The organism is Parabacteroides sp. KHUB-01 (assembly GCF_056640935.1).
In genome coordinates, this window is sequence record NZ_CM153256.1 from 3,517,701 (window position 1) to 3,544,015 (window position 26,315).

Sequence of the window (26,315 nt, forward strand, 5' to 3'; positions counted from 1 at the left end):
CTTATAATAATTGAAATATGATAAAATCGTCATCTCTGGTGTTTTTCCTTCTTTTTGTCCTGTCAAATATAATGTATGCCCAGGATGAGGGTTTTGCATCGTATTATCATCATCGTTTTCATGGGAAGATGACGGCAAGTGGGCGTATTCACAACAGATATGAATTTACAGCTGCACACCGCACTTATCCTTTCGGAACTTTTCTGAGAGTTACAAATCTTGAGAATATGTTGAGTGTCGTTGTCTGTGTGACAGACCGAGGACCTCATCAGCGTAGCAGGATAATTGATTTATCTGAGGCTGCTGCAAAGAAGCTTAAATTTAAGTCGGGTGGAGTTGTTAAAGTAAGGATTGAAGAAGTGCCTTGTGCACTTGACCTTCGTTATCTGGACTTGATTTATCCGCCTACGCCATATTTTGATTTGGAAGCAATAAAGGTTGTTATTCCTTTAAGGTTTGGGATTGATGAGGATTATTAATTGTAATTACAATATATAAATACTTATGAACTATAGAGTGCTGACAGAAGATAAAGACCCGATGGGTGCAGCCATCCGTGATTATTTCAAGAATGGGAAAGCAGGCAGACTTTCCGTTTTTTCATCTCAGTTTGACGAAGACGAAATACCTGTAAAAGATTTGTTCAGAACATATAACGAAATGTCACCTCTTGAGCAGGAGGCTTTGCAGATAGCGAAAGGCAGCATTCTGGATGTCGGAGCCGGAAGCGGATGTCATTCCATTGCTTTGAAGGAAATGGGAAAGGAGTCTTTTGCTATAGATATTTCTCCACTTTCAGTGGCTGTTATGTGTGAAAGAGGTGTTGATGCTGCAAATATAAATTTGTTTGATTTGTCGTTTACTTCACGTTTCGACACAATTTTGATGCTTATGAACGGTTCCGGAATTATCGGACGTTTGCAGAACATTGGAGAGTTTTTCAAGCGCATCAAAACTTTGCTTAATCCTGGAGGATGTGTGTTGATGGATTCAAGCGATTTGAAATATCTGTTTGAGGATGAGGATGGCAATTTCGAGATAGACAGTACAGACGGTTATTATGGAGAAGTGGATTTTTCCATGCGCTATAAGAATATAAAAGGTGAATCATTCGACTGGCTTTATATTGATTTCGACACTCTTTCTCTCTATGCATTACAATACGGTTTCAAGGCTGAGCTGGTGAAGAAAGGCGAGCATTATGACTATTTGGCAAAACTGGTTGAAAAATGATATTTAGATAATTAAGTCTTGTCAACTTGTTCCCTTGTCAACTGGATGCAGAACTTGCAAATCTTAAATAAAATCATTATATTTACAAAATACCAATATTTATATTATGATAACCATATTACTATCTTTAGCACTATGTTTTGCCTTTACCGGATTTGTATCGGCAAACAACAATGAGGGGAAATCTGTGAAGGTTGAAGTAAATCCCTCAGTGAAATATCAGAAACTGGAAGGCTGGGGAAGTTCGCTTTGCTGGTGGGCTGCACAAGTCGGAAAATGGGAAGAATCAAAGGTGGATTCCATCGTTGATATGCTTGTTTCAGAAGACGAACTGAATATGAATATATTCAGATATAATATCGGTGGAGGCGACGATCCTTCTCATCTTGGCGGGCATATGGTGAAAGGCAAGGGCAAGAGAGCGGAAATGGAAGGATTCAAGGCTACGGAGAATAGTCCTTATGACTGGAATGCCGACCGTGGACAAAGAATATTACTCCAAAAAATCAAAGAGAAAAGACCTGATGCTGTGTTTGAGGCTTTCTCAAATTCTGCACCTTATTGGATGACTGTAAGCGGTTGTGCCGGAGGACATAAAGATCCTCTTAAGGATAATCTTAAGCCGGAATATTATGAAGCATTCTGTAAATATCTTATTGATGTGTGTCTGCACTTCAAAGATGAATATGGAATAGAATTCAAGACATTGGAGCCTTTCAACGAGTCTTATTCCAATTACTGGTATGCAGAGGGAACCCAGGAAGGTTGCCATTTCGAACCGGAAACTCAAATCAAGATAATTCGTATTCTTTATCCTATGCTAAAATCAAGTGGAATGAATACGGTGATTTCCGCATCGGATGAAACTAACTTGAATCACTTTCTCACAGTTCAGTCGCATTATGAGAAGGCAGGAGATATATGGGAAAAAGTAGGTCAATTAAATACTCATACTTACAGCGGAACAAATGAGGAGCGCGAAGCTGTCCGTGCAGTAGTTGAACGTGCCGGTAAACCTTTCTGGCAATCAGAAACCGGACCTTCTGAAGGTGTTGATTTGGAAAGTAATCTTGGATTGACACAGAAAATGTTCAATGATTTGAGGATTATGCGTCCGCAAGCTTGGCTCGACTGGCAGATAATGGAAGAGGGCAACAATGAATGGTGTTTGTTGCGTGGAAACTTTGAGACAGAGAAGTTTCATAAAGTGAAGAATTATTATGTCCGTAAGCAGGTTACAGGTTTTATAAAGCAAGGATATATATTTGTGGATACAGACAATGCTCAGACTCTTTCAGCAGTTTCTCCATCTGGAAAAGAGCTTGTGATAGTTTATCTGAACAAATCTGATAAAGGTGAGAATGTAGATTTGGCAATAAAGGCAGCTGCTTCGTCTGATGTTTCTGTGTGGCGAACAAGTGAAGAAGAAGATTGTAAATCCCTTCCGAATATGAGAATCGATAATGGTTCATTAAGCTTTGCTGCTCCTTCAAAGTCGCTGACTACTTTTGTCGTTAAACTAAAATAAAGCTTTTTGGGCTTCTGTAAAAAAGTAGACAAGGATTCTTAATCAGCAATCCTTGTCTACTTTTATTTAGCTGTATTATTTACAGAAATACTTGCTATAGACTTCCGAATAATTGCTGTTTTCTGCCAACTGTTTCAGAACAACCTTGAACTCTTCCGGCATAATTGCGGAAGTTACGGAAATCATACTGTTTGGAATATCTTTATAATAAGCTTCGGCAATCGAACCGGTTATGCAAGCCAAAGTATCGCTGTCACCACCGATTGAGACGGACATTCTTATGGCACTTTCAAAGTCCGAGCTGTCAAGAAAACATATTATAGCTTGCGGAACAGTACCTTGGCAACTTGAATCCCATGAATAAGTTTTGTTCAGGTATTCCCAAGTTGAATCCAGGTTATATTCATATTTTGATTCGATATATTCTTTTATTTCTTTCTTGTTAGCTCCGTTTCTGGCAAGAAATATTGCTGCTGCTACAGCCTCAGCTCCTTTTATTCCTTCTGGATGATTGTGGGTGATAGATGCAGAAATTGCTGCCACTCGCTCAGTCTCTTCTATTGAGTCGAAAAGCCATCCGATTGAAGAAACTCTCATAGCTGAGCCGTTTCCCCATGAATTGTAAGGACAACGCTTTCCGGCAAGTTCTCCAGTACGGTAATCTATGAGACCTTGAGGATAAAACAGCCAGGTGCTGAATGCCATTCCATAGTCGCCTTTCGGATTTGGATATCTTTCAGCAGTAGAAACCATTATTTCTTCTAATGATTTCAGGTCAAAATCTGCTTTCCGTTTACATTTTAATGCCCATTCCGCAACAGCAATGGTCATTATTGTATCATCAGTTATATCACTATCTTCTGAAAATAGTTTGAAGTCGTAATCTTTAGTATTGTTGAATTCATACACAGAACCGACAATATCACCGATAATTGCACCTATCATAATTTTAGTATTAAGTTTTGCAGTTTTTGTAAAGTAGATGATTCCGGACTTATATTCCATTCAGTAGTGTTACGTGAAATATTTGCCTTAAGTTCAGATATAGCATCATTAAGAATATCATTATGGTCGAAAGCTAGATTGGGAATTTCATCGAGAGAAAACCAACGAGCCTCGGCAGCATCGTCTCCACCTTTAACTTCTGTAATTTGGGTGATTGCATAATATGCAATAGTTATAACTCTGTCTCTTGGGTCGCGGTTTACTTTCGTATATGCACCAAGTTGTTTTATAAACATTGGGTCCATATTTGTTTCTTCTTTCAATTCTCTAAGAGCTCCTGTTTCGGCATCTTCATCCATATTAAGAAATCCGCCGGGAAAAGCCCAGCATCCTTTGTACGGATCAGATTTTCGTTGTATAAGAAGGAGAGAAAGAGAACTTACTTTTTCATCATAACCGAATATAACGCAATCAGTAGTTACTGAAGGGCGTGGATATTTATAGCAGTATTGATGATTTTCCATATATTCTTAGTTTATGAGTTTTGTCTAATATTATGCCAGTTCGTTATTTCGTCAACTATACACAATAAAAGCGGAATCTTCCAGTTTTAATCTATCGTCATTATCAGCCATAAACCTTATGACAGCAAAAGCTTTGTCTGTATTCAGCTTATATTTGTTGATGAAATCGGGCACTGATATTGGTGTATCTTTTGGCTGTTCAAGAATCAGTTTCTGTATTTTGTTGTAATCTTTATTGGCAATTCCGGAATCATGCTTTGCAAGGCAAATATCACAAGTTCCGCAATCTTCATCCATATTTTCTCCGAAATAAGAAAGAAGTATGCGTGTTCGGCAAATACTTTTCTCATTATTGTATTCAAGGACCTTGTTTAATCTTTGCTCGAAACGCTCCTTTCTGTCCTCATACGCAGAAGGCAGGATTCTGACATTTTCTTTCTCGACACGGACTTGTCTGAATATTATTATTGGAGTTTTCTTCTCAGGAATATATTTTATTATATGATATTTTGAGAGATTCAGCAACACATGATATACAGTATCTCTGTTTACGTTTGTTGCCGCTGCAATATATGATTCATTAATATAAACATAATCAGAGAATACACCGGAATAGGAGCGGAGTATTACTGACAGGATATCATCTATTGTTTTGTCCTGACCAAGATATCTGTATAATTCCTCGCGAGTCGCAGTGAATATAATGCGTGAAGCATTATCAACGTTTTCTATATATTCAATATATCCGCATAACTCCAGAATTTTTAGAGAACTGTGGGTCTGAGTTATTGGCAACTTGAATGCCATACAGAAATCATTAAGATCGAAATCGTGTGCTGTGTCAAGCCCGAATCCGACTGCAATCTGGAAGTAATTACCAAGAGCTTCGTATACTCGTTTTATCAAATCCTTTTCTGGAAAAGAATCTGTGAGTTGTTTTTTTAGTCTTGCGTTGTCAATGTTTGAACTAATCACTACGGCATACGCTTTTTCTCCGTCACGTCCTGCACGTCCTGCTTCCTGATAATATTCTTCAAGAGAACCGGGCATATCCAGATGGACAACGAGTCGTACATCCGGTTTATCAATTCCCATACCGAAAGCGTTTGTTGCCACAATTATGCGGCACTCACCCTTCATCCACCGGTCTTGTCTGAGATTTTTTTCTTCCATACTCAGTCCGGCATGGAAGAATTCAGCGGTAAAACCATTGCTTTTCAGGAAATCCGCAGTTTCCTTTGTCTTTTTCCTGCTTCTGACATATACAACAGCACTTCCTTGTACACGTTCAAGAATGTATTTCAGTGTTTCAGTCTTATTATCAGATTTTCTTATGATATACGCAAGATTCTTACGTTGGAAACTTTTCTTGAATACATTTTTCTCCTTGAAAAGTAGTTTTTCCTGAATATCATCAACAACGGCAGGAGTGGCGGTTGCAGTTAGTGCAAGTACAGGAACGTTGGGTAATATTTTCCTAATATCTGCTATTGCCAAATAAGACGGTCGGAAATCATATCCCCATTGTGAAATACAATGACTTTCGTCAATGGCAAGAAGGCAGACGTTCATTGCCTTAAGCTTTATCTGGAAAATTTCTGAGGATAATCTTTCAGGTGATACGTATAGGAATTTATAATCTCCGAATATGCAGTTTTCTAGTTGGGAGATGATAAATTCTCTCGATTGCCCTGAATGAATTGATGTAGCTTTTATTCCACGTTTCTTCAGGTTGTCAACCTGGTCCTTCATTAGGGCTATCAAAGGAGTAACCACAATGCATATACCTTCCATAGCCATTGCCGGAACTTGGAATGTTATGGATTTTCCTCCACCTGTTGGCATAAGCCCGAATGTGTCTTTCCGTTCATATACAGAATGAATAATATCTTCCTGTAATGGACGGAAAGATTTATATCCCCAATATTGGGATAGAATTTGATGGAAAATATCAGGGCTTTCAGGCATATGATTTAAATTATATGCAGTTGTTATCCGTTTTTATATCCTTAATCAGTAATTGCAGTGATGTGTTGCCATTATATGTATTTTCCTCAACCGTATAACAAATGTTGAAAGGTAACATTTGCTTGATATGGGCATTGTATTTTGACATTCCGAATGCAATACCATGAATAGGAGAGGCAGCTGATTTGCCGTCGATTATTTCCAGTTTTATATGTTCCTGTTTATGTCCCACAAGTTTACTTGTTCCATAATCTTTCACATCAAAAGTACAGAAAACTGGTTTTTGATTGTTCGGACCGAAAGGACTCATCTTCTTTAAATCGCTCATGAATTTATTGTTGATCTCCTTGAGGTCAATAATAGCATCAATATCGATTTGCGGAGTCAGTTGCTCAGGGATGATTTCTTGAGCAACAAGTTGCTGAAGTCTTTCTGTGAAAGCTCCCAGGTTCTCTTCTTTCATCGAAAGACCTGCTGCATATGTATGACCACCGAAATTTTCCAGCAAATCACGGCATCCTTCTATTGCCTTATAAATATCAAAACCAGCTATTGAACGAGCAGAGCCGGTAACCAAATCTCCGGATTTTGTTAAGACTATTGCCGGACGGTAATATTTCTCCGTAAGTCTTGATGCTACAATGGCTATCACACCTTTGTGCCAATTCGGATTGTAAACTATCACTGCCTTGTTTTCATCGTGATTAGGAATGGAGTTTATAATCTCGTTTGCCTCTTCGGTGACTTTTTTGTCAAGTTCCCTTCTGTCTTCGTTATACTGGTTTATGCTTTCGCTTTTCTTTCTAACAACGTCAGCATCTTTTGCCAACAACAAATCTACGGCTTCTTTACCTTTCATCATTCTTCCGGAAGCATTCAGCCTTGGGCCAATTTTAAATACGATGTCGCTGATTGTAATTTCCTTATTACTTAATCCGCATACATCAATAATTCCTTTTAGTCCCAAACTTGGATTGCTGTTTATCTGTTTCAGTCCGTAATATGCAAGAATTCTGTTCTCACCTGTGATTGGAACAATGTCAGAAGCAATACTTACAGCGACAAGTTCCAGCAACTTGTCAAGATCTGAAAGAGGAAGTTTATTGTTCATAGCAAAAGCCTGCATGAACTTGAATCCGACTCCACATCCTGAAAGATGCTCATAAGGATATACCGAATCAGCACGTTTTGCGTCGAGCACAGCAACTGCATCAGGCAATTTATCATCCGGCATATGATGGTCGCAGATAATAAAATCTATGCCTTTTTCTTTGGCATATTCAATTTTGTCAATGGCTTTAATACCACAGTCAAGCGAAATAATCAATGTTATCCCGTTCTCCTTTGCATAGTCAATACCTTTATAAGAGATACCATATCCTTCATCATCTCTGTCAGGTATGTAATAATCCAGCAGATTTGCAGACGAAGTGCACGTACGTAAATATTTATATACGAGAGAAACAGCTGTTGTTCCATCAACATCATAGTCACCGTATATCAATATTTTTTCTTTATTGCCCAGAGCCTTGTTAAGGCGTTTTACCGCCTTGTCCATATCCGGCATAAGGAACGGATCGTGCAAGTCGCTCAAAGTCGGCTTGAAAAATTTCTTCACCTCACTAACCGTCGTAAGGCCGCGCTGGACAAGTAACAGGCTGATTACAGGGCTTATGCCCATTTCCTCTGAAAGCCTGTCCCTTAGGTTTAGCTCTTCCTGTGTTGGAGGTCGATAGTTCCATTTATTAGTCATTATATATTATTTTTTTTCTTGTCATATCTTGTTGCAGACTAAGAAACTATTTATATTTTCTTCAATCTGTACGGTAAATAGCTTTAGTACAGATAATATATACGTCTGCCGGATACCTTGCAAAAGTGTGTACTATGGCAAAGTATTTTTCAAAACGTAAAGTTAATAAATTATTTCGTATTTGTACTTTTAGTTAGGTTGGAATCTGTTAAAACTATATTTTGTGGAATTTCCGTGTTACAACTGTTCTAATTTTCTCAAGAGTTTAGAGTATTATATTAAAGAAAAAACAACGAGTTGGCAAGGTTTCTAAACAAGCTTTGTTTAAAGCCGTTATTTTTACCTTGTCAACTCGTATATGAAATAATTGCCGAAAAAAACGGACAATGTGTTTTTATTTACATACTTTTTCTATTGCTTTCTGCACTAGTCCTTCCATCACCTTATATCCTTCAAGATTAGGATGAACTCCGTCTTCAGAATACTTCTTAGGCAAACCACCTTCAGAATCGCTCATAGCTGAATGATAATCTACATATTCAATGCCATTAGCTTCTGCATATTCTTTAACTTTCTTGTTCAAAGCTTTAATAGTTTCTGCAGGCTTTACACCCGGACGCCATCCGAACTTGCTTGCAGGCATAGTGGAGCATAATATAACTTTGATATTATTTGCTTTTGCAAGCTGTACCATTGAAACAATGTTTCCGAAAGTCTTTTCCGGAGTCATAGCATAGTCATTCAGAGCTATATCGTTTGTTCCTGCAAGAATTACTACTGCTTCAGGTTTCAAGTCTATTACGTCCGGACGCATTCTCAACAACATTTGTGCTGATACTTGTCCGCTTATACCTCTACCCACATAGTTATTGCTCTTGAAAAAGTCTGGGTCAGCACTAGGCCATCCGTCAGTAATTGAATTTCCCATGAACACAACTTTAGGGCTTTTTACCTCTTTGTTTGCCGCTTCATAACGTGCAAAGTTTGCCCAGTCTTTTATTTCCTGAGCAGATAAATGCAGTGAGCCAATTATAAACAAGGCTGCTAATAGTATTTTTTTCATTTTTATATGTATTAGAATTATACTTCAGTATTCTGATTTACTTTATTATTCGCAGATGCTGTTTTTGCACTTTTGCGTTGTCCGCTTTTTCTTCTCGAATTCTTTTTACTACTACTTTTTTTCTTGGCATATTTTTCCGGTTCATAAGCCGGTGTTTCTCCAAACTCAGGGTCAACAGGTATTTTATATACCGTTTTGCCAAGGAAAGATTCGATTTGCTGGAACTGGTATTGCTCTTCAGGCGATACAAATGTTATGGCGAGACCTTTGTCATTTTTACCCCTTGCTGTTCTACCTATTCTGTGGACATAGTCTTCAGGATCGTGAGGAATATCAAAATTAACAACAAGCTGGATGTCGTTAATGTCTATACCACGTGAAACGACATCTGTTGCTACAAGAATATCTATTTTCCCACTTTTGAAATCCTTCATCACTTCCTCTCTTTGGCTTTGTTCCAAATCTGAATGCATTTCAGCTACATTGAAATTCATTCTTTTCAGGCTGGATGTTAAATCCTTGACCTTTAACTTTGACGAGGAGAAAATAATAACTCGTTTAGGATTACTGTTTTTGAAAAGGTCTTTAATAATCTGTATTTTCTGTATTTCATAACAGATATATGCCGTTTGCATGATAGTTTCCGGAGGTCGCGAAATTGCTATAGTGATTTCAACCGGATCCTTCAGGATATTCTGCGCCAATGTTTGTATTTTGGGCGGCATAGTTGCTGAAAACATGATTATCTGGCAGGATTGGGGCAGATGCTTGTATATCTGCATTATATCATCATAGAATCCCATATCCAGCATTCTGTCAGCTTCATCTAGAACAAAGAAGGATACCTTTGAAAGGTCGATTGAATCACATTTGAGGTGTGAAATCAATCTTCCGGGAGTTGCAATAACAATGTCAGCGCCCATTTCCAGACCGCGTTTTTGTTGTTCCCACACAATACCGTCAGTTCCACCATATACAGCCACAGCTGAAGCAGAAACAAAATATGAAAATCCGGAAATCTGTTGGTCAATCTGTTGTGCCAACTCTCGGGTGGGAGCCATAATTATTGCATTTACGGCATTCTCGGGAAATCCACCATAATGGAGTTCGTTTAATATCGGGAGAACATAGGCTGCAGTTTTACCTGTTCCTGTTTGCGCGCATGCAATAATGTCTCTCCCCTCCAAAATGATAGGAATAGTTTGCTCTTGTATTGGAGTTGCTTCCGTGAAGTTCATCGCATCAAGACCATCAAGGATAGCTTCATCCAAAGGTAATTCATCAAATCTCATGTCTCAATCAAAAATATCCGTAAAAATAAGGATTTTCATTGATTGTGCGAAATAATGTGATATGTTTTTTTCAACGCAAACTGGAGTATTCAATAGGGTTTTACTTATAATATCTTCGGTATATTCTGTTATATAGACCGTTCTCTCTTATTTGGCTAATCCATTTGTCGAGGCTGTCTTTTAGGATAGGAGAGTCCTTTCTAAGTACCCATGCCTGTAGTTGAGTGAAGCTGATATCAGTTTTTATATCGATATTGTTGAATTCTTTTAATGATGCTTCAGCAATTTGCTGGTCACATACTGCCAAGTCAATATCTCCGCTTGAAACCATTATTATAAGTTGTTCGTCAGAATACAAGCTGTCTTCTTTGATATATATAGTATCACCAATTTCTTCACTAAGATTTTTCAGTCTTTGCAGTGCAGGTGAACCTTTGGGTATATAAATGGTTTTACCTCCAAGTTCCAGATGATTTCTTATAGGCTTTTGCTCTTTCCCATCTGCCAGCTTTCTTTGTACCAGCACTTGCTTGTTTAGAACAATAGGTTCCGTAAAAAGATATTTATCTTTAAGCTCGCTTGTTATAGGTACATTTCTTGCAATGACATCACACTCTCCATTGTTAAGCTTTTCGAAACTGTTGTCAAGGTTCATATCCAGAAGAGTCTGGATTTCCAATCCTGATTCTTTTGATATTGCCTGACTCATCTCATATTGAAATCCGCTGATTGTATCTCCATTAACAAAATATCCCGATAAAGAATATTCCGTTATTATCCTCAGAATACCTTCTTCCTTTATTTCCGGATAATCTTTGGTGGATAGCTTAGGCTGTTCCTCTTTGCTTGAAGGCATAAGGTTAATCATTGTTGCCACAGCCAATGCAAGCATAACAATATATACTATAAGAAGTCTCTTAGTTTTCATTTCAATCAGTTGTTGAACATAACTGCAACTCCCATCTTAATCATCATAGGATTCAATGGGTAATGAGCCAATGAGAAATAATTTGGCTTTATAAATTGTGAGCCCAAATTATATGCTGTGACAAAAAATCTTGCCTGTTTCAGATGGCAGTTCACATATGCATTAATTAGAGGGTAATTACCAATCTTTACATCGTTCTGTATTTGGAACTGTTGTGTTGCCGGTTCATAATATGGAGCATAATATGATGTATGATAGTGAACATCTGCGCCTAATTGTATTGAAAGTACTTTTACGACCTTGAATGACAAATACAGGTTTGAGTATGCACTTATTGCAGGTAATGGCAATACGTTTTTGTTGCTGCTTAATTGATAACAAATTTCATTTTCCCATCCCAAAGCTCTATACCTGAAATCCTGCTTTAGATTTGCGGATATGACTTGTATATTTCCGTTGTGTTGCGCAGGATAACCGAGATACCCAAAATATACATAATTCTGGATGCTTTCAACTCCAGCAGAAAGTTTAGTCTTAGTTGATTCAATGTTTACTTCACCACCTGCATAGAATTGTTGTATGTTGCTGAACTCATTTTCCCATGCAAAATATTTTGAAAAATTGTGACGCAGGTAAAATGCAGGAGTCACATTCTTTATATATCCGGTTGCTTTTACTGATGCATTTTTATTGAATAACTTGAATTGTGTCTGCATTTCTCCATTTGCCCTGAACTCACCAATGTCATCACCAACTACGCAAAGTTCACCGTTTGCATTATATGTAAACAAGGTGCCCAGTCTTTTCGAGAGTTCTGCCCCGATATATGTAGAAAATTCACTGTAATCTTTGTTTCTCATACTTTGAATATCCGGGAAATTATCCATTGGACCCAAATAAGGCAAACGGAATTTCCTTTGTTCCATCCTGATGAAACCTGTTAGTCCGAATTTTGCCCAATCCTGAAAACCTTCTCTTAGCGACAAAGCCAAAGTATTCTTCAACACCCACGCTGAAGTTGAATCATTAGGAAATTCGTCCAAAGTGTAAACTTCTGGATAGTTGGCATCAAGGCTATTGTCAGACAGGAAATGTCTCCTGTTCTGTTCATAGTCTATAGTGTGTATGATACTGGATACGGGAACAAACTGCTCCTTTGGATTACCTTCTTCATCGGTTTCCTGAAGAGTTTTTGTGAATCCAAGGTTATATCTGTGAGTAAGATATATCTGCATTCCACTGACTTTATTCCATGTGTTGATATATCTGACAGGATAGTCTTTGGGTTTCATCATCTGTTTGCCAACGGCATAATTGTCTGGATGTGTGAGCACAGAGTCATTAGTCAGACCTCCATTTTCATAATTAGTCACACTGTAGTTTCTGATATAAGCCTTTGCCTCATACCTGTCACTGTTGTAACTTGAGAAAATTCTGTATCCGATTAGTTTTGTACTGTTTGACTGATAATATCCACGTCCGTAAATATAATCAAAATCACCTCCGACATTCAATTTCTTGCCGAAGTTTATAGTAAGAATACCCTTGAGTTGTTCCTCTTTATTCAAACTACCACCAGCAGTTGTATACATAATATTGGTGTACGGAACCTTGGTGTTATAGAATTTTGCTTTTTCAGGAGTTATGATATAAGGATCATAAGCGTCAGCAAAAATGAAATCCCTGGCTTCTTTTCGTTCTCTGAAAATTCTGGACTGTGATGGTGAGCCTAAATTACCCAAATGAGCAATGGATAGGGATTTACCTTCAACAAGTGTTGAATTTGCAGTATTCTCTCTTAACGTATCAACTTCAGCTTCATAATAATCTCCCAAAATAGGAGTGAGTTGATAGGCATTGAGTCTTCTTGTGCCAAGAGTAGTGCTGTCTGTGAGCAGACTATCTGGAATATCGGTTTGCTTTTGTGTCAGATTTGACAATGAAAAGCCTCCTCTTCGGCTACCACTTCTGCTTTGAGCGTTCGAAGTAAGAGTCAATGAGCAAACCAGTATTGATAATAATATATATATACATTGTTTCATGGTCTGCAAAGATATAATAAAAGGGCATTTCTAATGCAAGAAATGCCCCGCTTTCTAATCTTTTATAAAAAGAATTATATCTTTTCAATGATTTCCATTCCTTTTTTGATTGCAGCCTCATTCATCGGAATCAGGTTATGGTGTCTTTCCGGAAGAGACTTTTTCAAGCCTAACAGCACGTTCTCAAGTTTCACCATCGGCTCTATCTTAAGCAATCCGCCAAGAATTAGCATGTTGAATGCTTTTGCATTTTGCATTTCAGTAGCAGCATCCATAGCATCAATCTTATAAACCTGAATGTCTGTTCTTTTTACCGGAGTGTGTATACCATAACTGTCATAAATAAGAATTCCTCCAGGTTTTACTTTATTCTCAAACTTTTCCAAAGATGGTTGATTAAGAATTATAGCAATGTCATATTCATTCAGGATAGGAGAGCTGATAGGGTCATCGCTCAGTATGACCGTCACGTTTGCAGTTCCACCACGCTGTTCCGGACCGTATGATGGCATCCATGTCACCTCTTTGCCTTCCATAAGACCTGAATATGCAAGGATTTTACCCATTGAAAGCACTCCCTGACCTCCGAATCCTGCAATAATTATCTCGTGTTTCATAATTTTTACAACTTTTACTGGTTATACATTCTTTAAATCGCCTAATGGATAAGCTGGGAACATATTTTCTTCCATCCATTTGTTAGCTTTTTCTGGAGACATCTTCCATCCAGATGAACAAGTAGAAACAAATTCTACAACAGAAGTTCCCTTTCCTTCCATTGCGTTCTCAAAGGCCTTGCGAAGCATTTTCTTAGCTTTGCGCACTGCAGCAGGAGTGTGAACGCTTTGACGAGTTACCAGACAAGTTCCATCAAGCTGAGCAAGCAGGTTACTTATTTTCAGAGGATAGCCGTTCAAGGCAACATCACGTCCGTAAGGGCAAGTTGCTGTAACCATTCCTTCCAAAGTTGTCGGAGCCATCTGACCTCCGGTCATACCATATATTGCATTGTTTATAAAAATAATAACTATATTTTCACCTCGGTTTGCAGCATGTATTGTCTCAGCAGTTCCGATAGCAGCCAAGTCTCCATCTCCCTGATAAGTGAACACCATCTTGTCCGGATTCAGTCGTTTAGCAGCAGTTGCAACAGCTGGAGCACGTCCGTGAGCAGCTTCAATCCAGTCAATATCAATATAATTATAAGCAAATACAGCACATCCAACAGGTGAAATGCCTATGGTTTTTCCTTCGAGCCCCATTTCTTCAACAACTTCAGAAATGAGTTTGTGAACAACGCCGTGGCTACAACCCGGACAATAGTGCATAGGGTTGTCGTTCATTAATTTCGGCTTGCCGTAAACCAAATTTTCCGGTTTAATAATATCATTGAGTTCCATAACTTAATTCTTTTCTTTAATTACTAAGGCTATGTAAACCTTGTCAACTTGTGTTTGAAGCCTTTCAACTTAATTGTTGAGCAGCATTATTTATGAAAGAATCTCAGCAAATACTGAACCACACGCATTATGATTGCAGCGCCGGCACAGCATAGAAAGATTGTTTTGTCGGGTGACGAGAAACTATATATGTATGAAACAATTGCTGCAATGGCAAAAACCATAAACACCAAAGTCATAATTTCGTCAGCTTTACTACCTTTAGTCATATTCTCAGAATAATTTCTCTTTTAAGGCATTCAACACTTCATCCGGAGTGAAAACAATACCACCAAGACGTCCGAAATGTTCAACTTTTACCTTTCCGTTAACGGCAAGTCTGATATCCTCAACCATTTGTCCGGCATTAAGTTCGACAGAAAGCATGCCTTTAACCTTGTTGGCATATTCTGAAATAACTTTGCTTGGGAATGGCCACAATGTTATAGGTCTGAGCAAGCCAAGCTTCAAGCCTTCAGCTCTTGCATTTTCAACAACTTTCTGGCATATACGAGCTGATGAACCAAATGCAACAAGCAGATATTCTGCATCGTCACAATGGAATTCTTCATATCTCACTTCGTTTTCTTCAATCACTTTATATTTTTTCTGGAAGCGAATATTGTTCTCTTCCATTTTTGCAGGGTCAAGCTCTAGTGATGTAACTACATTCCTGTTGCGGTCCGGACGTTTTCCTCTTGCAGCCCAAGGACACTGTTTAATGATTTCTTCTTCTGTTCTTCTTTTACGGAAAGGAGGGAGAACAACTTTTTCCATCATCTGTCCGATGATACCATCTGCAAGTATTATTGCCGGATTACTATATTTGAAAGCAAGATCAAATCCTAATGCAACGAAGTCTGCCATTTCCTGTACTGATGAAGGAGCAAGTGTTATAAGTCTGTAGTCTCCATGACCTCCACCTTTAACTGTTTGGAAATAATCTGCCTGGCTAGGCTGGATTGTTCCAAGTCCAGGACCTCCACGCATTACGTTTACAATCAGACAAGGAAGTTCAGCTCCCGCAATATATGAAATACCTTCCTGCTTAAGACTTACGCCAGGACTTGACGATGATGTCATAACAGCTTTTCCGGTGCTGGCTCCGCCATATACCATGTTTATTGCTGCAACTTCGCTTTCAGCCTGCAATACAACCATACCAGTTGTTTCCCAAGGCTTTTCAGCCATAAGAGTTTCCAGAACTTCTGATTGGGGAGTGATGGGATATCCAAAATAGCCATCTGTTCCGTAACGGATTGCAGCATGTGCGATGGCTTCGTTTCCCTTCATTAGTTTTATATCTTCTGCCATAATTATTGCTTTTTATTGAAATAAGATGAAAAGCTTGAAGAAATAAGCTTTGATTATATCTCTATTTTTTTCTTGTAAATAGTCAAACATCCGTCCGGACATACCAGTCCGCAACTTGCACATCCGATACAATTGTCGGGATTCTTCATATACACATAGTGATAGCCTTTGTTGTTGACCTCTCTTGGATGGAGTTCCAAAACATTGGCGGGACATGCAACCACACATAAGTTGCAACCTTTGCAGCGTTCAGTATTTACAACAACTGCTCCTTTTATTTTTGCCATATAATTATAGTTTGTTTGATTTTAGAGGAAACCAACATCCGTGGCAAAATTAGGTTCCCATCCCCGCACACTGCCGGAGAACTGTGTTTTTCGGCTGCTTTGCGGATGAACCGCCTGTTTGTCTATCGAAAAATTGAATTCCGCTAAACATTAGTTATAAACAAATGTAACACTTTCTATTGTTGCCAAAGTTAATTAAAACTTTTTCAATTTGAAATCTATTTTGATGAAGAAAAGAAAAAAAAACTTGTCTTTTTTTCAGAACAGCGTTGTGAATCAGTGAGTTTTATTTAATATTGAAATAATTACTATTTGTATGACAAAATGACATATTGGATTCTTGCTTTTTTTATTAAATTCAGCATTTTAGCTCTTAATTTAGACTAAAAATCCTTTTGTTTTAGATTGGTTAAAAAAATGATTGCAATGTTTTCAGTAAACGATTACAATTGTTGCCTCAAGTCTTCTAAATGATTTCACTGTATGATTGCAATCATTGCCTGAAGTCATTGCAATCATTTTTTTAACAGTTGCTTCTTTTAGATAAAAGTACTGTTTTCTATGCTTAATTTACCGCAAAAAACAAGCTTTTTTCATCTGGAACGACAAATTTCGTGACCAAAATCAGAATGTCGTTTTGATGATGATTCGTGAAATAGCCTTTACATTGTGTCTTGTTTTTAATGAAATGATTATAAACGTTATTCTTTATGTGTTAGATTTCATTTTGTTTTACTTTCAATATGTATTTTCTAAACTTCATGAGAGTGATGTCTTTTTGTTTTTTCTTTATTATGTATCGGAATAATCGATTCTCGTGAAGTTAACGTGACATAATGGCACATTCCGTTACGTTGCAAGGAATAAAAACAGAAAATTCCTTTCGAAAGCAATTTAATTTTCTTTCGAAAGGAATTTCTTTTTGTTCCGAAAGAAAATCTGATTGCTTTCGAAACAAATTATATTTATGTCCGAATGTAATTTCTTGTTGCTTTTACCCAACAAATCCAGATAGGAATGAACTTCCCATAAGAACATTAAGCAGCATGTTTACTGCAAATGTAAGGGCAATAGTTGCGTATAGAATTTTTATATTTATTCGTTTCAGCATCTGATAATATACAGCAGCCAGCATTACGCATGTGAATCCGGCAACAAGTGTTATTCTTGGGGTGAAATCTATAACCAGATTGATGCCCCAACTTTCAGGGAAAAATGGAACCATCAGACCAAGGAGTACAACTGTTGCAAGAAATGCAGCAAATATGCGGGTGCAAAGCGTTCTGTATTCTGTTACGAAAAGAGCATATTCTGCAAGGAATATGGTTATGAAAGGGTATATTGGTAGAAGAAATGAACTCTTCTTTACCGGCATGATTGCATATACTACAAACAGGGAAACAAGGACAATGAAACTGAAAAACTTTACATTGTTTTTCGGCATTGATGGTTTTTTGTATTGAGCTCCGAATAGAGAGAATACAAAAAATACGACCCAAGGCATGAATCCAACAGCAAGGAGCAGGAATGTGTAGAATATATTATAGTTTGAGCCTTTCCAGAAATAATCAAACTCAAGGCTCATCACAGACTGTAATAATTCGAAACCACCTTGTTTCCAGATTGCAATATACCACAATGCAGGAATAAATAAAGCCGAAACTCCCATATAGAAAAGGGTTTTGAATATGGTAAGCTTGTCGTATTTATTAAGCATAAAAAGATATATTCCAAACGCAAGGAGTGGCAATATTAATCCCATAAGTCCTTTTGTGAGTACGGCAGCGCTAAGAAGTGCGGATATTCCAACCGGAAGTCCTTTCAGCTCAATGGTTTCTTCCCATCTGTAGAGCTGGGTTAGGGAGATGATTATGAATGTAGCAAAAAGCAAATCGCCTGAATTGACGAAGTATATATTCTGCATACCAACGCAAGTGATTAAGAAAAGTGAGCCAATGAAAGCTTCGTGGAACTTGGTTCGTCTGCCGAAAAATATCAGTGTACTAGTTATTATAGCAATATATGCAACGGCTCCCGGAAGCAACACTGTTAGGTGTGAGACATATCCTTGCCATAACGAACATAAAGAAACAAGCCAATAGAGCATTGGATGGTCATATGATACATATTTACCAGACAGGATAGGAGCTATCCAATTGCCCGATTCAAGCATTGCCGATGAAATTTGTGCCGTTTCGGAATTGTCGGGCATAGAGATGTCCGAAAGTCCAAGCCATGGCAAAACCGATATTATACATATGATGACTATCATTGTTACCGGTTTTTGCAGGTACAAATATTGCAGTGTAGGTGTACGCATAATAATTGATTTAAAAAATTGCGTCAAATATACAAAAAACAATCATTATTGCTTGTCTGTTTTTTTATAAATATGTTGGGTAACATAATTTATTAACAGAAGTTTTACAAGCTAAACGTACGATAAATTATGTGGTAAGTTAATGTGATGGCAAGTTGGCAAAGATGTTTTTAGTTTGCCAACTTGCTTAGATGTTTTTGAGGATTAATCAGCATGAACCGATAGCGCATCTAATGCAGTTTCTTATCCTCTGTCCGTCAGCGTCGTTGCTTTTTAACAGTGAAAGGATAAGGTTCAGATAGTTCTCCTTATTACTGATGCCGCACAAAGAGCATAATCTGCTTTGCGGAAGCATTCCTTTCTGGTTGTAGACGCGAAGGATACTGCTATAATCTTCGTTGTCAATATAGCTTTTGAACTCTTCTTTTATATTGTTATATATTTCTTCTGCATTGATGTTATGGCGAATACTTTCTACATGAGCAGTAAGTTCTTCACAACTGTTAATCTTGTATGCCATAGCCATTTCTAGTTTCTTGCGGACTAAATGTTTTGCATGCAGAAGTGTCTGGCTGTCTAATTCTTTTTCAAAAAGACGGATTACATTTTCCTTTGTTTGTGAGAACACTTCTTCCGGGTCTTTCAGAAGTCTTCCGGCTACAGTTTTGATTACGTCTTCGAGCATCAGTAAGTTTTCTACTTCTGCTACATCTGGTACGAATATGTTCTGACTTCTGAGATATTTTATTTCGCCTTCAGTTCTTCTGTCTCTGTCAACAATACCCATGCTTTTCAGATTATGGAAATCCTTGAGCTCGCCGAAAGCTTTTGTAGTTTCAATAACTTTCTGACATCCACCCATTGGCTTTACCATATAATCAGGGTATATAAGTGGATATAAACGGCTGTCAATGCTATTACTGTCTGTTCCTTCGATGAATAATATAGGTTTACGGCTTCCAAGTATTTCCATGTATAATTCTTCCGGAAAACCGTCGTTATTTCCTATAATATCATAATCCCAACATTTCTGTTCGGCATTGAAAGAACGTAGCCAGATTCTTTTGCTGTCGTTTCGGGATGCGGCAAATTCTATGTCGTGGGTAAGATATACAAATGTACAGTCAGGACGCATATTTTCAATCTCATCCCATAGCTGGTTTTTTATACAATTATGGAGAAGAGTTTCTGGTTCATCAATTATTAGAAGTGCATTAGGTTTGGCACATAATATTGCTCCAACCAGATAGAATACGAGCTTTTCACTGTCGCTCATTCTTCCAGCAGTATATGATGGAATATTCTTTTTTGCCGGACGAACTTCAATGAATCCTGATTTTCTTACCAGCTGGTTGTGAGGAAACATTTTTTCCCATATTTTCTGTATATAGTCCAGTTTTGTTACAGGAGGCTGAAAATCTTTGTTTTCTTTATATCTTTCCTTGAAGTTTACAGCAGCTTCGTATTCTTCATATTGAAGCTGTAGGATAAGTTTTTCATAATCTGATAATACAGGTACAGAAATTCTTTCTTTAAGGATAGATTTGAAGAATGCGAATGATGGTCCTGGACTTTCTGTATTGTCACTGTTAATAAACAAGGCATGCAGTCCTGATATTCTTTCTGATTGATTTGGATATCTGTCTAGTAAATCGCGGCCGAACGAACTTTTACCAACACCATTCGTCCCGATTACTACAAGAATATTTGTATGGATAGTTTCTGTATTTCTTGCTCCTTGTTTTATGGGAAGAGTTAATTCCATAATATCTAAGATTTACGTTTTTCAAATATAAGAACTCTTCTGTATAAAAAACAAGTGATATGCATTAAATGATGTTTAATGCATATCACTTATAGGAGCTATACTCTCTTTTTTAGAGTAAACAGGAAAGTTGTCCCTTTTCCTAATGTGCTTTTGGCTGATATTTGTCCTTTGTGGAAGAGAACAGCGTTTTTAACTATTGACAATCCTAGTCCTGTTCCACCTATTTTTCGGCTTCTGCCTTTATCTACTCTGTAAAAACGTTCGAATATTCTGTTCAGATGCTCTTCCGGAATTCCCGTACCATTATCTGCGAAACTGAAATAATAGTAAGAATCGTCTTCCTTGTAGCAATTAAGTTTTATTTTTATACCATCGCCAGCATAAGCAATAGCATTGTCATACAGGTTACGGAATATTGAATACAACAAAGAGTAGTTTCCATGAATCATAGCATTTTCCGGAAGGATTACTTTTGTTGTTATACCTTTACTTTCAATTTTCTGGGCACATTCTTTTTCAATTTCTTCAATCATCTTGTTGATGTTGACATCTGTGATTTCGAACATGCCTGAAGCTTCTTCAAGTCTGTTGAGGACAGAAATATCTTGCAATAAATCTGTAAGGCGCAGACTTTGTGAGTAACATCTTTCCAGGAAAAATTTCTGTTTGCTAGCTTCAATATTGTCATTGTAAAGTAATGTTTCCAAATATCCTTGTATGCTGCTGACAGGAGTTTTCAGTTCATGGGCAATGTTTTGAGTCAATTGCCTTTTCATCTTGTATTCTTCTTCCTGCTGAGTTATGTCATTAATCGAAATCTCATAGCTATTGTTTAGGAAAAGAATACATTCAACGGAGAACGTTTTACCTCCTTTATCAATTGTCGATGTTTGTCTGAGAACTTTTACCTTAGGCTCTTTTGACTTTTCATTAATGAAATTACGTATTTCTTCAAGTTCTGGAATGTCAATGATTTCTTCAGAAGAATGAATTTCAGTATTTGAAATCAGATTGGCAAATTGGATAATTTGGATATTGGCAAGAATTTCAACACCTTCTTTTGTAAATACTGCAAATCCTTCTTTGGCGTATTGGAAGTGTTTGATTATCTTTTCTCTTTCCAGAGCAAGGTCGTTCTTTGCCTTTTGTTGTTTTCTGTATATTGAAATGATTTGTTGTGCTATATCTCCAAGTTCGTCATTGGGAAAATTGTATTCAATTTCCTTTTCTGGGTTCTTTGGAACATTTTGTGAGAAATACTTTAGTTTGGCTATAGTTTGTCCGATACTGAAAGTAAAACGTGAAAGCACAATGAAGAAAACAAGAATCATCAGCGCCATAAAGTATATGAATTCCTTATTTACTTTCAATGTGTTTTTTACATAAGGGCCATAAAGTATAGCACATCTGTAGATGTATCCGTCAATATTGTTTGCCGAATAGAAATATTCCTGTCCTGTTGATCCTGACGAGCGGATAGCATATCCGTTCATATTCATTCGTGCTTTTCTTACCTCACTTCTGTCGTTGTGGTTGTTGAATTTTTCAGTTCCAGTATTGTCAAACAGAACTTCTCCTTCGGGACTGATTATAGTCACTCGCATTTCGGTTTCAGGAATTTCCCTGATAAATTCTTCAACAAGACTATCCAGATTGTTAGTGTATTGTGCTCTATGATGTAACTGATAGTTATAACTGCTTAGAACACTGTTGAGTTTCTCTCGTGTAAATTCTGTTTCACGCTGATATTGAAAAATAAGAACGCAAACAGTGAAGCCTAAAAAAATGAAAAATACAGACCAAAATAGTCTTTGGCTAAAAGGTATTCTATTCTGTGAATTTTTTTCTGTTGTATTATTATACATTATTATTCTCCTTCAAAACAATAACCAAAACCAAGGCGTGTTACTATATTCTTTCCATATTCGCCTATTTTTTTTCTTAATCTGGTGATGTTTACATCAATAGTTCTATCGAGAACATATACTTCATCACTCCATACTCGGGAAAGAATGTCTTCGCGGCTTAATACGCAGTTTCTATTTTCAAGGAATAGTTTAAGTATCTCAAATTCTTTTTTTGTAAGAGATATTTCTTCTCCCTTAATAGTCGCTTTTATGCGTTTTGTATCCAGTGTGAGAGTTTGGTAGCTGAGATATCTGTTTTCGTCTGATTCTTCTTTTTTATTTACAGTGTTTGTTCTGCGTATCACAGCTTTAACTCTGGCGATAACCTGTCTGATTGAGAAAGGTTTGGAAATATAATCGTCTGCTCCAAGATTGAAACCAGTCAGTGCATCGTTCTCTGTGTCTTTTGCTGTCAGGAATATGATTGGCAAATGTGCAGTCTTTTCGTCTGCCTTTAATATTTTAGCCATTTTAAAACCTGAAATTTCTCCCATCATTACATCAAGTAGCAAAAGTTGGTATTTTGTAAGATCCAACTTTAATGCTTCTTCCGCGCTATGGGCTGTATCAACTTTGAAACCTTCCATTTCAAGATTGAACTGAAGAATTTCGCATAGGTCTTCTTCATCATCTACTACCAGAATATGTGAAGATGTAATGTTATCGTTCATTTTGTCGTACTTTTTTGTTTGCAAAAGAATATATATGGTATTTCCGAGATATGAAAAATGTGTTACAATCGTGTTACAAGGATTAAAATTGCTGTAATTGTAAACAAGAAGGAATAATTGTTTTGTTGTGTTTTTGTTTTGGGTTTGTCATATATTTGAAACAAAACTTAGATTCCTTTTTCAGAAATCTAAGTTTTGCAATTTAATAATCAGATTGAATTTTGTTATTATCTGGATTTTTCAAGGTAAGTGTATCCATAAAGACCAGAACGGTAGTTCGCCAGGAATTCACGTCCTTCTTCAGTAGAAATTTTACCTTGTTTTACGGCTCCTGCAACCCAAACTTCGATTGAGCGTGCCATGCGTTTTGGATTAAACTGTACATAATCAAGAACGTCAGCAACTGTTTCGCCTTCGATAATTTTATCAATTACATATTTGTTGTCTTTGATTTTTATATGAACAGCATTTGTGTCACCAAACAGATTATGTAAATCTCCAAGAATTTCCTGATATGCACCTACAAGGAATACACCAATATAATAAGGCTCATCCGGTTTCAATGGATGAACAGGCAAGTGGTATGAGAAATTCTTTGTTGATATGAAGTTATCAATTTTTCCGTCAGAGTCACAAGTTATGTCTTGTATAGTTGCTGATTTTGTCGGCTTTTCATCCAATCGGCTCAATGGCATAACAGGGAAAATCTGGTCGATAGCCCAAGAGTCTGGAAGAGACTGGAACAGAGAGAAGTTGCAGAAATATTTATCAGGTAACATTTTTGCAATTTTCTTAAGCTCTTCAGGTGAATGTTTGATATTCTCAGCCATTTCGTATACTTCGCGTGCTATGGACCAGAACAAACGCTCTACTTGAGCCCTTGTTTTCAAATCAATCAGACCTATGTTAAAAAGCTCAAGAGCTTCTTCACGACATTGCATTGTGTCATGCCAAGTTTCGATAAGTCTTGGCTGGTTCAAATTGTCCCATAGATTATACAATTCTTTCACAAGCTCATGTGCATCTGGTTGCAACTCTTCGTTGTCATCACATATCGGAAGACCTGCACTTGCCAGAGCTTCGAATACAAGAACGGAATGATGTGCAGTAAGTGATCGTCCAGATTCTGTGATGATATTAGGCTGTTCCATATTGTTCTTTTTGCAGACATCAGCAAGAGATGAAACAGCATCGTTTACATATTCCTGTATAGAATAGTTCATGCTGTTACCACTAAGAGGAGAACGTGTGCCATCATAATCAACACCTAAGCCTCCGCCAATATCAAAGAAACGGATGTCGTATCCCATCTTTTTCAATTGAACATAGAACTGAGTTGCCTCACGCAAAGCTGTTTTAATTCTTCTGATGTTTGTAACCTGGCTTCCAATGTGGAAATGAATCAACTGGAGACAATCTGATAATTCATTTTTTTCAAGGAAAGCCAAAGCATCAAGAAGTTCACTTGAGTTCAGACCGAATTTGCTGACATCGCCTCCTGATTCTTCCCATTTTCCACTTCCGGAACTTGCAAGTTTAATACGGATGCCAATATTAGGGCGGACATTCATTCTTTTTGCCAAAGTCGCGATGGTATGCAGTTCCATCATCTTTTCAACAACTAGGAATATCTGTCTTCCCATTTTCTGGGCTAACAAGGCGAGTTCGATATAACTCTCATCTTTGTATCCATTACAAACAATAATTGCATCGTTGTCAATATCGATTGACAAAACAGCATGGAGTTCTGGCTTTGAACCGGCTTCAAGACCAATATTGTACTTGTTGCCATGGCTTACAATTTCCTCCACAACTGGACGCATCTGATTCACCTTAATAGGATAAATGACATAATTTTTGGCATTATAGCCATATTCTTTTGCTGCCTTTTCAAAACAACCGGATATTTTTTCAATTCGATTGTTCAGAATATCTGGAAAACGCAGTAACAGAGGGGCAGCTACATCATGCAGCTGCAGTTCTTCCATCAACTCCTTTAAGTCGATAGTTGGACCACCCGGCTTTGGTTGAACAGCCACGTGCCCTTTCTCGTTGACCGAGAAATAATTCAGCCCCCATCCATTGATGTTGTACAGCTCGGCTGAATCTTCAATTTTCCATTTTCTCATTTACCTTAAAATGTGTTTAAAATGAATATTTACCCCAAGTATATGTCTGATACTCTATGGGATGTTAATTAATTTATGTGTTTGTAAACTTAATCTCCACCAAGGGTGTTTTTTTATATATTCAATCACTTCGTCAGTGTTTTTGCAAGAACATGGTTGAAGGAAATAGTACTGAGCTTTGATGTTATGATAATATTGCTCAACATCTTGCTGTGTGTATACTATTTTCACTTCATTCGCTTTTTGCAATTTAATAATAGAGTTTTCTTTGGGTGAACATGTAATCCAGTCAATGTTTTCTGGCAATTTATGCGTGCCATTTGTTTCAACGCATACAAATTTACCTTCTTTGTGTAGCATATCCACAAAATTTGAATCAATCGACAGTGAAGGTTCTCCTCCAGTTAGAATTACAGTTTTTGCCGGATATTGGCGGACATTGAGCAATATTTCTTCATCATCCATATATTCTCCTTCAGTATGTTTTGTATCGCAGAAGTCACAATGGAGATTACATCCTGAGAATCTGATGAACAATGCTGGTGTCCCAACATGAAAACCTTCGCCTTGCAAGCTGTAAAAAATCTCATTAATCTTTCTCATAGACTGCGGTATTGTTTTCAGATTCTTGAACTTCTACTTTATAACATGACTCAAGTTGATCACATATCCAGCGAGCAATGTTTTCTGCTGTTGGATTGAAAGGAAGAATTTCATTAAGATTCTTATGGTCTAATTTGTCTTTGATTTTATTTTTGATATGGCTGAAATCAATAACCATTCCATCTTCATTCAGTTCTTTAGAACGGCAATGAACAGTAATAATCCAATTGTGACCATGTAAATTACAACATTTACTTGGATAAGATAACTGCAAGGAATGAGCAGCAGAAATTTCTAATTTTTTAACAACAGTATACATAGCTTTTGTTATTAATTAAAGTTGTGCAACTTGACGTATGGCTGACAATAAATAAGCTGACAAGTTTTTCATTTATTATTTTAAAATCTTGTCAACTTCATAAGTGAATCTTTGTCAACATAGAGTTGTAAGTTTGCAAAACTTAAATTGTTTAATTATTAAAAAAGCGAAGCTCTTAATGTCACCTCAGAGCATCGCTACAAATTTACTACTTTTCTTTATAACCCAAATAACTGTATAAGTGTTTTCATGTGATTGAAAAATGTTTTTAATATCGGTATA

General features: G+C 37.2%; 23 protein-coding genes. 3 read left to right on the forward strand and 20 right to left on the reverse strand.

Annotated elements, in window-relative coordinates; all coding sequences use genetic code 11:
- Nucleotides 1-17: 17 nt before the first annotated feature.
- The 3 genes from ACYIAR_RS14885 to ACYIAR_RS14895 all read left to right on the forward strand — a co-directional run bounded on the left by ACYIAR_RS14885 (nucleotide 18) and on the right by ACYIAR_RS14895 (nucleotide 2,761).
- On the forward strand, nucleotides 18-479 hold the full coding sequence (locus tag ACYIAR_RS14885) for a septal ring lytic transglycosylase RlpA family protein (protein ID WP_480330707.1): 462 nt from the start codon (nucleotides 18-20) through the stop codon (nucleotides 477-479).
- A gap of 25 nt (nucleotides 480-504) precedes the next feature.
- On the forward strand, nucleotides 505-1,233 hold the full coding sequence (locus tag ACYIAR_RS14890; protein WP_480330709.1) for a class I SAM-dependent methyltransferase: 729 nt from the start codon (nucleotides 505-507) through the stop codon (nucleotides 1,231-1,233).
- Between the two features lie 106 nt (nucleotides 1,234-1,339).
- Entirely contained in the window at nucleotides 1,340-2,761 is a 1,422-nt protein-coding gene (locus ACYIAR_RS14895) for a glycoside hydrolase family 30 protein (protein ID WP_480330711.1), read from the forward strand.
- A 75-nt stretch (nucleotides 2,762-2,836) separates the two neighbouring features.
- On the opposite strand, the gene ACYIAR_RS14900 is transcribed toward ACYIAR_RS14895, so the two are convergent.
- The 20 genes from ACYIAR_RS14900 to queD form a co-directional block, all read right to left on the reverse strand.
- Nucleotides 2,837-3,706 (reverse strand): ADP-ribosylglycohydrolase family protein, encoded by an 870-nt coding sequence (locus ACYIAR_RS14900; protein ID WP_480330713.1) that lies wholly within the window; start codon nucleotides 3,704-3,706, stop codon nucleotides 2,837-2,839.
- A complete protein-coding gene (locus ACYIAR_RS14905; protein ID WP_480330714.1) occupies nucleotides 3,703-4,230 on the reverse strand; it encodes an NUDIX domain-containing protein in 528 nt (175 codons plus the stop codon). The genes ACYIAR_RS14900 and ACYIAR_RS14905 overlap by 4 nt, the downstream gene beginning before the upstream one ends.
- A 51-nt stretch (nucleotides 4,231-4,281) precedes the next feature.
- Nucleotides 4,282-6,198 (reverse strand): RecQ family ATP-dependent DNA helicase, encoded by a 1,917-nt coding sequence (locus ACYIAR_RS14910; RefSeq protein ID WP_480330716.1) that lies wholly within the window; start codon nucleotides 6,196-6,198, stop codon nucleotides 4,282-4,284.
- A 10-nt stretch (nucleotides 6,199-6,208) separates the two neighbouring features.
- Entirely contained in the window at nucleotides 6,209-7,951 is a 1,743-nt protein-coding gene (gene recJ / locus ACYIAR_RS14915; RefSeq protein ID WP_480330718.1) for a single-stranded-DNA-specific exonuclease RecJ, read from the reverse strand.
- A gap of 394 nt (nucleotides 7,952-8,345) precedes the next feature.
- Entirely contained in the window at nucleotides 8,346-9,014 is a 669-nt protein-coding gene (locus ACYIAR_RS14920; protein ID WP_480330720.1) for an SGNH/GDSL hydrolase family protein, read from the reverse strand.
- Between the two features lie 17 nt (nucleotides 9,015-9,031).
- On the reverse strand, nucleotides 9,032-10,306 hold the full coding sequence (locus tag ACYIAR_RS14925) for a DEAD/DEAH box helicase (RefSeq protein WP_480330722.1): 1,275 nt from the start codon (nucleotides 10,304-10,306) through the stop codon (nucleotides 9,032-9,034).
- 100 nt (nucleotides 10,307-10,406) lie between these two features.
- Nucleotides 10,407-11,234: a transporter substrate-binding domain-containing protein gene (locus tag ACYIAR_RS14930; protein WP_480330724.1), complete on the reverse strand. Its 828-nt coding sequence runs from the start codon at nucleotides 11,232-11,234 to the stop codon at nucleotides 10,407-10,409.
- 5 nt (nucleotides 11,235-11,239) lie between these two features.
- Nucleotides 11,240-13,276: a putative porin gene (locus ACYIAR_RS14935; protein WP_480330727.1), complete on the reverse strand. Its 2,037-nt coding sequence runs from the start codon at nucleotides 13,274-13,276 to the stop codon at nucleotides 11,240-11,242.
- A gap of 74 nt (nucleotides 13,277-13,350) precedes the next feature.
- Nucleotides 13,351-13,893, reverse strand: a complete 543-nt coding sequence (locus tag ACYIAR_RS14940; RefSeq protein ID WP_480330729.1) for a 2-oxoacid:acceptor oxidoreductase family protein — start codon at nucleotides 13,891-13,893, stop codon at nucleotides 13,351-13,353.
- Nucleotides 13,894-13,914: 21 nt separating this feature from the next.
- Entirely contained in the window at nucleotides 13,915-14,676 is a 762-nt protein-coding gene (locus ACYIAR_RS14945; protein ID WP_480330731.1) for a thiamine pyrophosphate-dependent enzyme, read from the reverse strand.
- 86 nt (nucleotides 14,677-14,762) lie between these two features.
- Entirely contained in the window at nucleotides 14,763-14,945 is a 183-nt protein-coding gene (locus ACYIAR_RS14950; RefSeq protein ID WP_480330733.1) for a hypothetical protein, read from the reverse strand.
- Between the two features lie 4 nt (nucleotides 14,946-14,949).
- On the reverse strand, nucleotides 14,950-16,029 hold the full coding sequence (locus tag ACYIAR_RS14955) for a 3-methyl-2-oxobutanoate dehydrogenase subunit VorB (RefSeq protein WP_480330735.1): 1,080 nt from the start codon (nucleotides 16,027-16,029) through the stop codon (nucleotides 14,950-14,952).
- 53 nt (nucleotides 16,030-16,082) lie between these two features.
- On the reverse strand, nucleotides 16,083-16,316 hold the full coding sequence (locus ACYIAR_RS14960; protein ID WP_480330737.1) for a 4Fe-4S dicluster domain-containing protein: 234 nt from the start codon (nucleotides 16,314-16,316) through the stop codon (nucleotides 16,083-16,085).
- Between the two features lie 994 nt (nucleotides 16,317-17,310).
- Nucleotides 17,311-18,588, reverse strand: coding sequence for an ArnT family glycosyltransferase (locus ACYIAR_RS14965; protein ID WP_480330739.1), 1,278 nt, complete (start codon nucleotides 18,586-18,588; stop codon nucleotides 17,311-17,313).
- A 256-nt stretch (nucleotides 18,589-18,844) separates the two neighbouring features.
- Entirely contained in the window at nucleotides 18,845-20,401 is a 1,557-nt protein-coding gene (locus ACYIAR_RS14970; RefSeq protein ID WP_480330741.1) for a DUF4435 domain-containing protein, read from the reverse strand.
- Between the two features lie 98 nt (nucleotides 20,402-20,499).
- Entirely contained in the window at nucleotides 20,500-22,269 is a 1,770-nt protein-coding gene (locus ACYIAR_RS14975) for a sensor histidine kinase (protein ID WP_480330743.1), read from the reverse strand.
- Nucleotides 22,270-22,271: 2 nt separating this feature from the next.
- A complete protein-coding gene (locus ACYIAR_RS14980; RefSeq protein ID WP_480330745.1) occupies nucleotides 22,272-22,982 on the reverse strand; it encodes a response regulator transcription factor in 711 nt (236 codons plus the stop codon).
- A 227-nt stretch (nucleotides 22,983-23,209) separates the two neighbouring features.
- Complete coding sequence (speA, locus tag ACYIAR_RS14985) at nucleotides 23,210-25,111, reverse strand: biosynthetic arginine decarboxylase (protein WP_480330747.1); 1,902 nt, start codon at nucleotides 25,109-25,111, stop codon at nucleotides 23,210-23,212.
- Nucleotides 25,112-25,165: 54 nt separating this feature from the next.
- Entirely contained in the window at nucleotides 25,166-25,714 is a 549-nt protein-coding gene (locus tag ACYIAR_RS14990; protein WP_480330749.1) for a 7-carboxy-7-deazaguanine synthase QueE, read from the reverse strand.
- Nucleotides 25,701-26,033: a 6-carboxytetrahydropterin synthase QueD gene (gene queD / locus ACYIAR_RS14995; protein WP_480330751.1), complete on the reverse strand. Its 333-nt coding sequence runs from the start codon at nucleotides 26,031-26,033 to the stop codon at nucleotides 25,701-25,703. Before queD ends, ACYIAR_RS14990 begins: the two co-directional genes overlap by 14 nt.
- Between the last annotated feature and the right edge of the window lie 282 nt (nucleotides 26,034-26,315).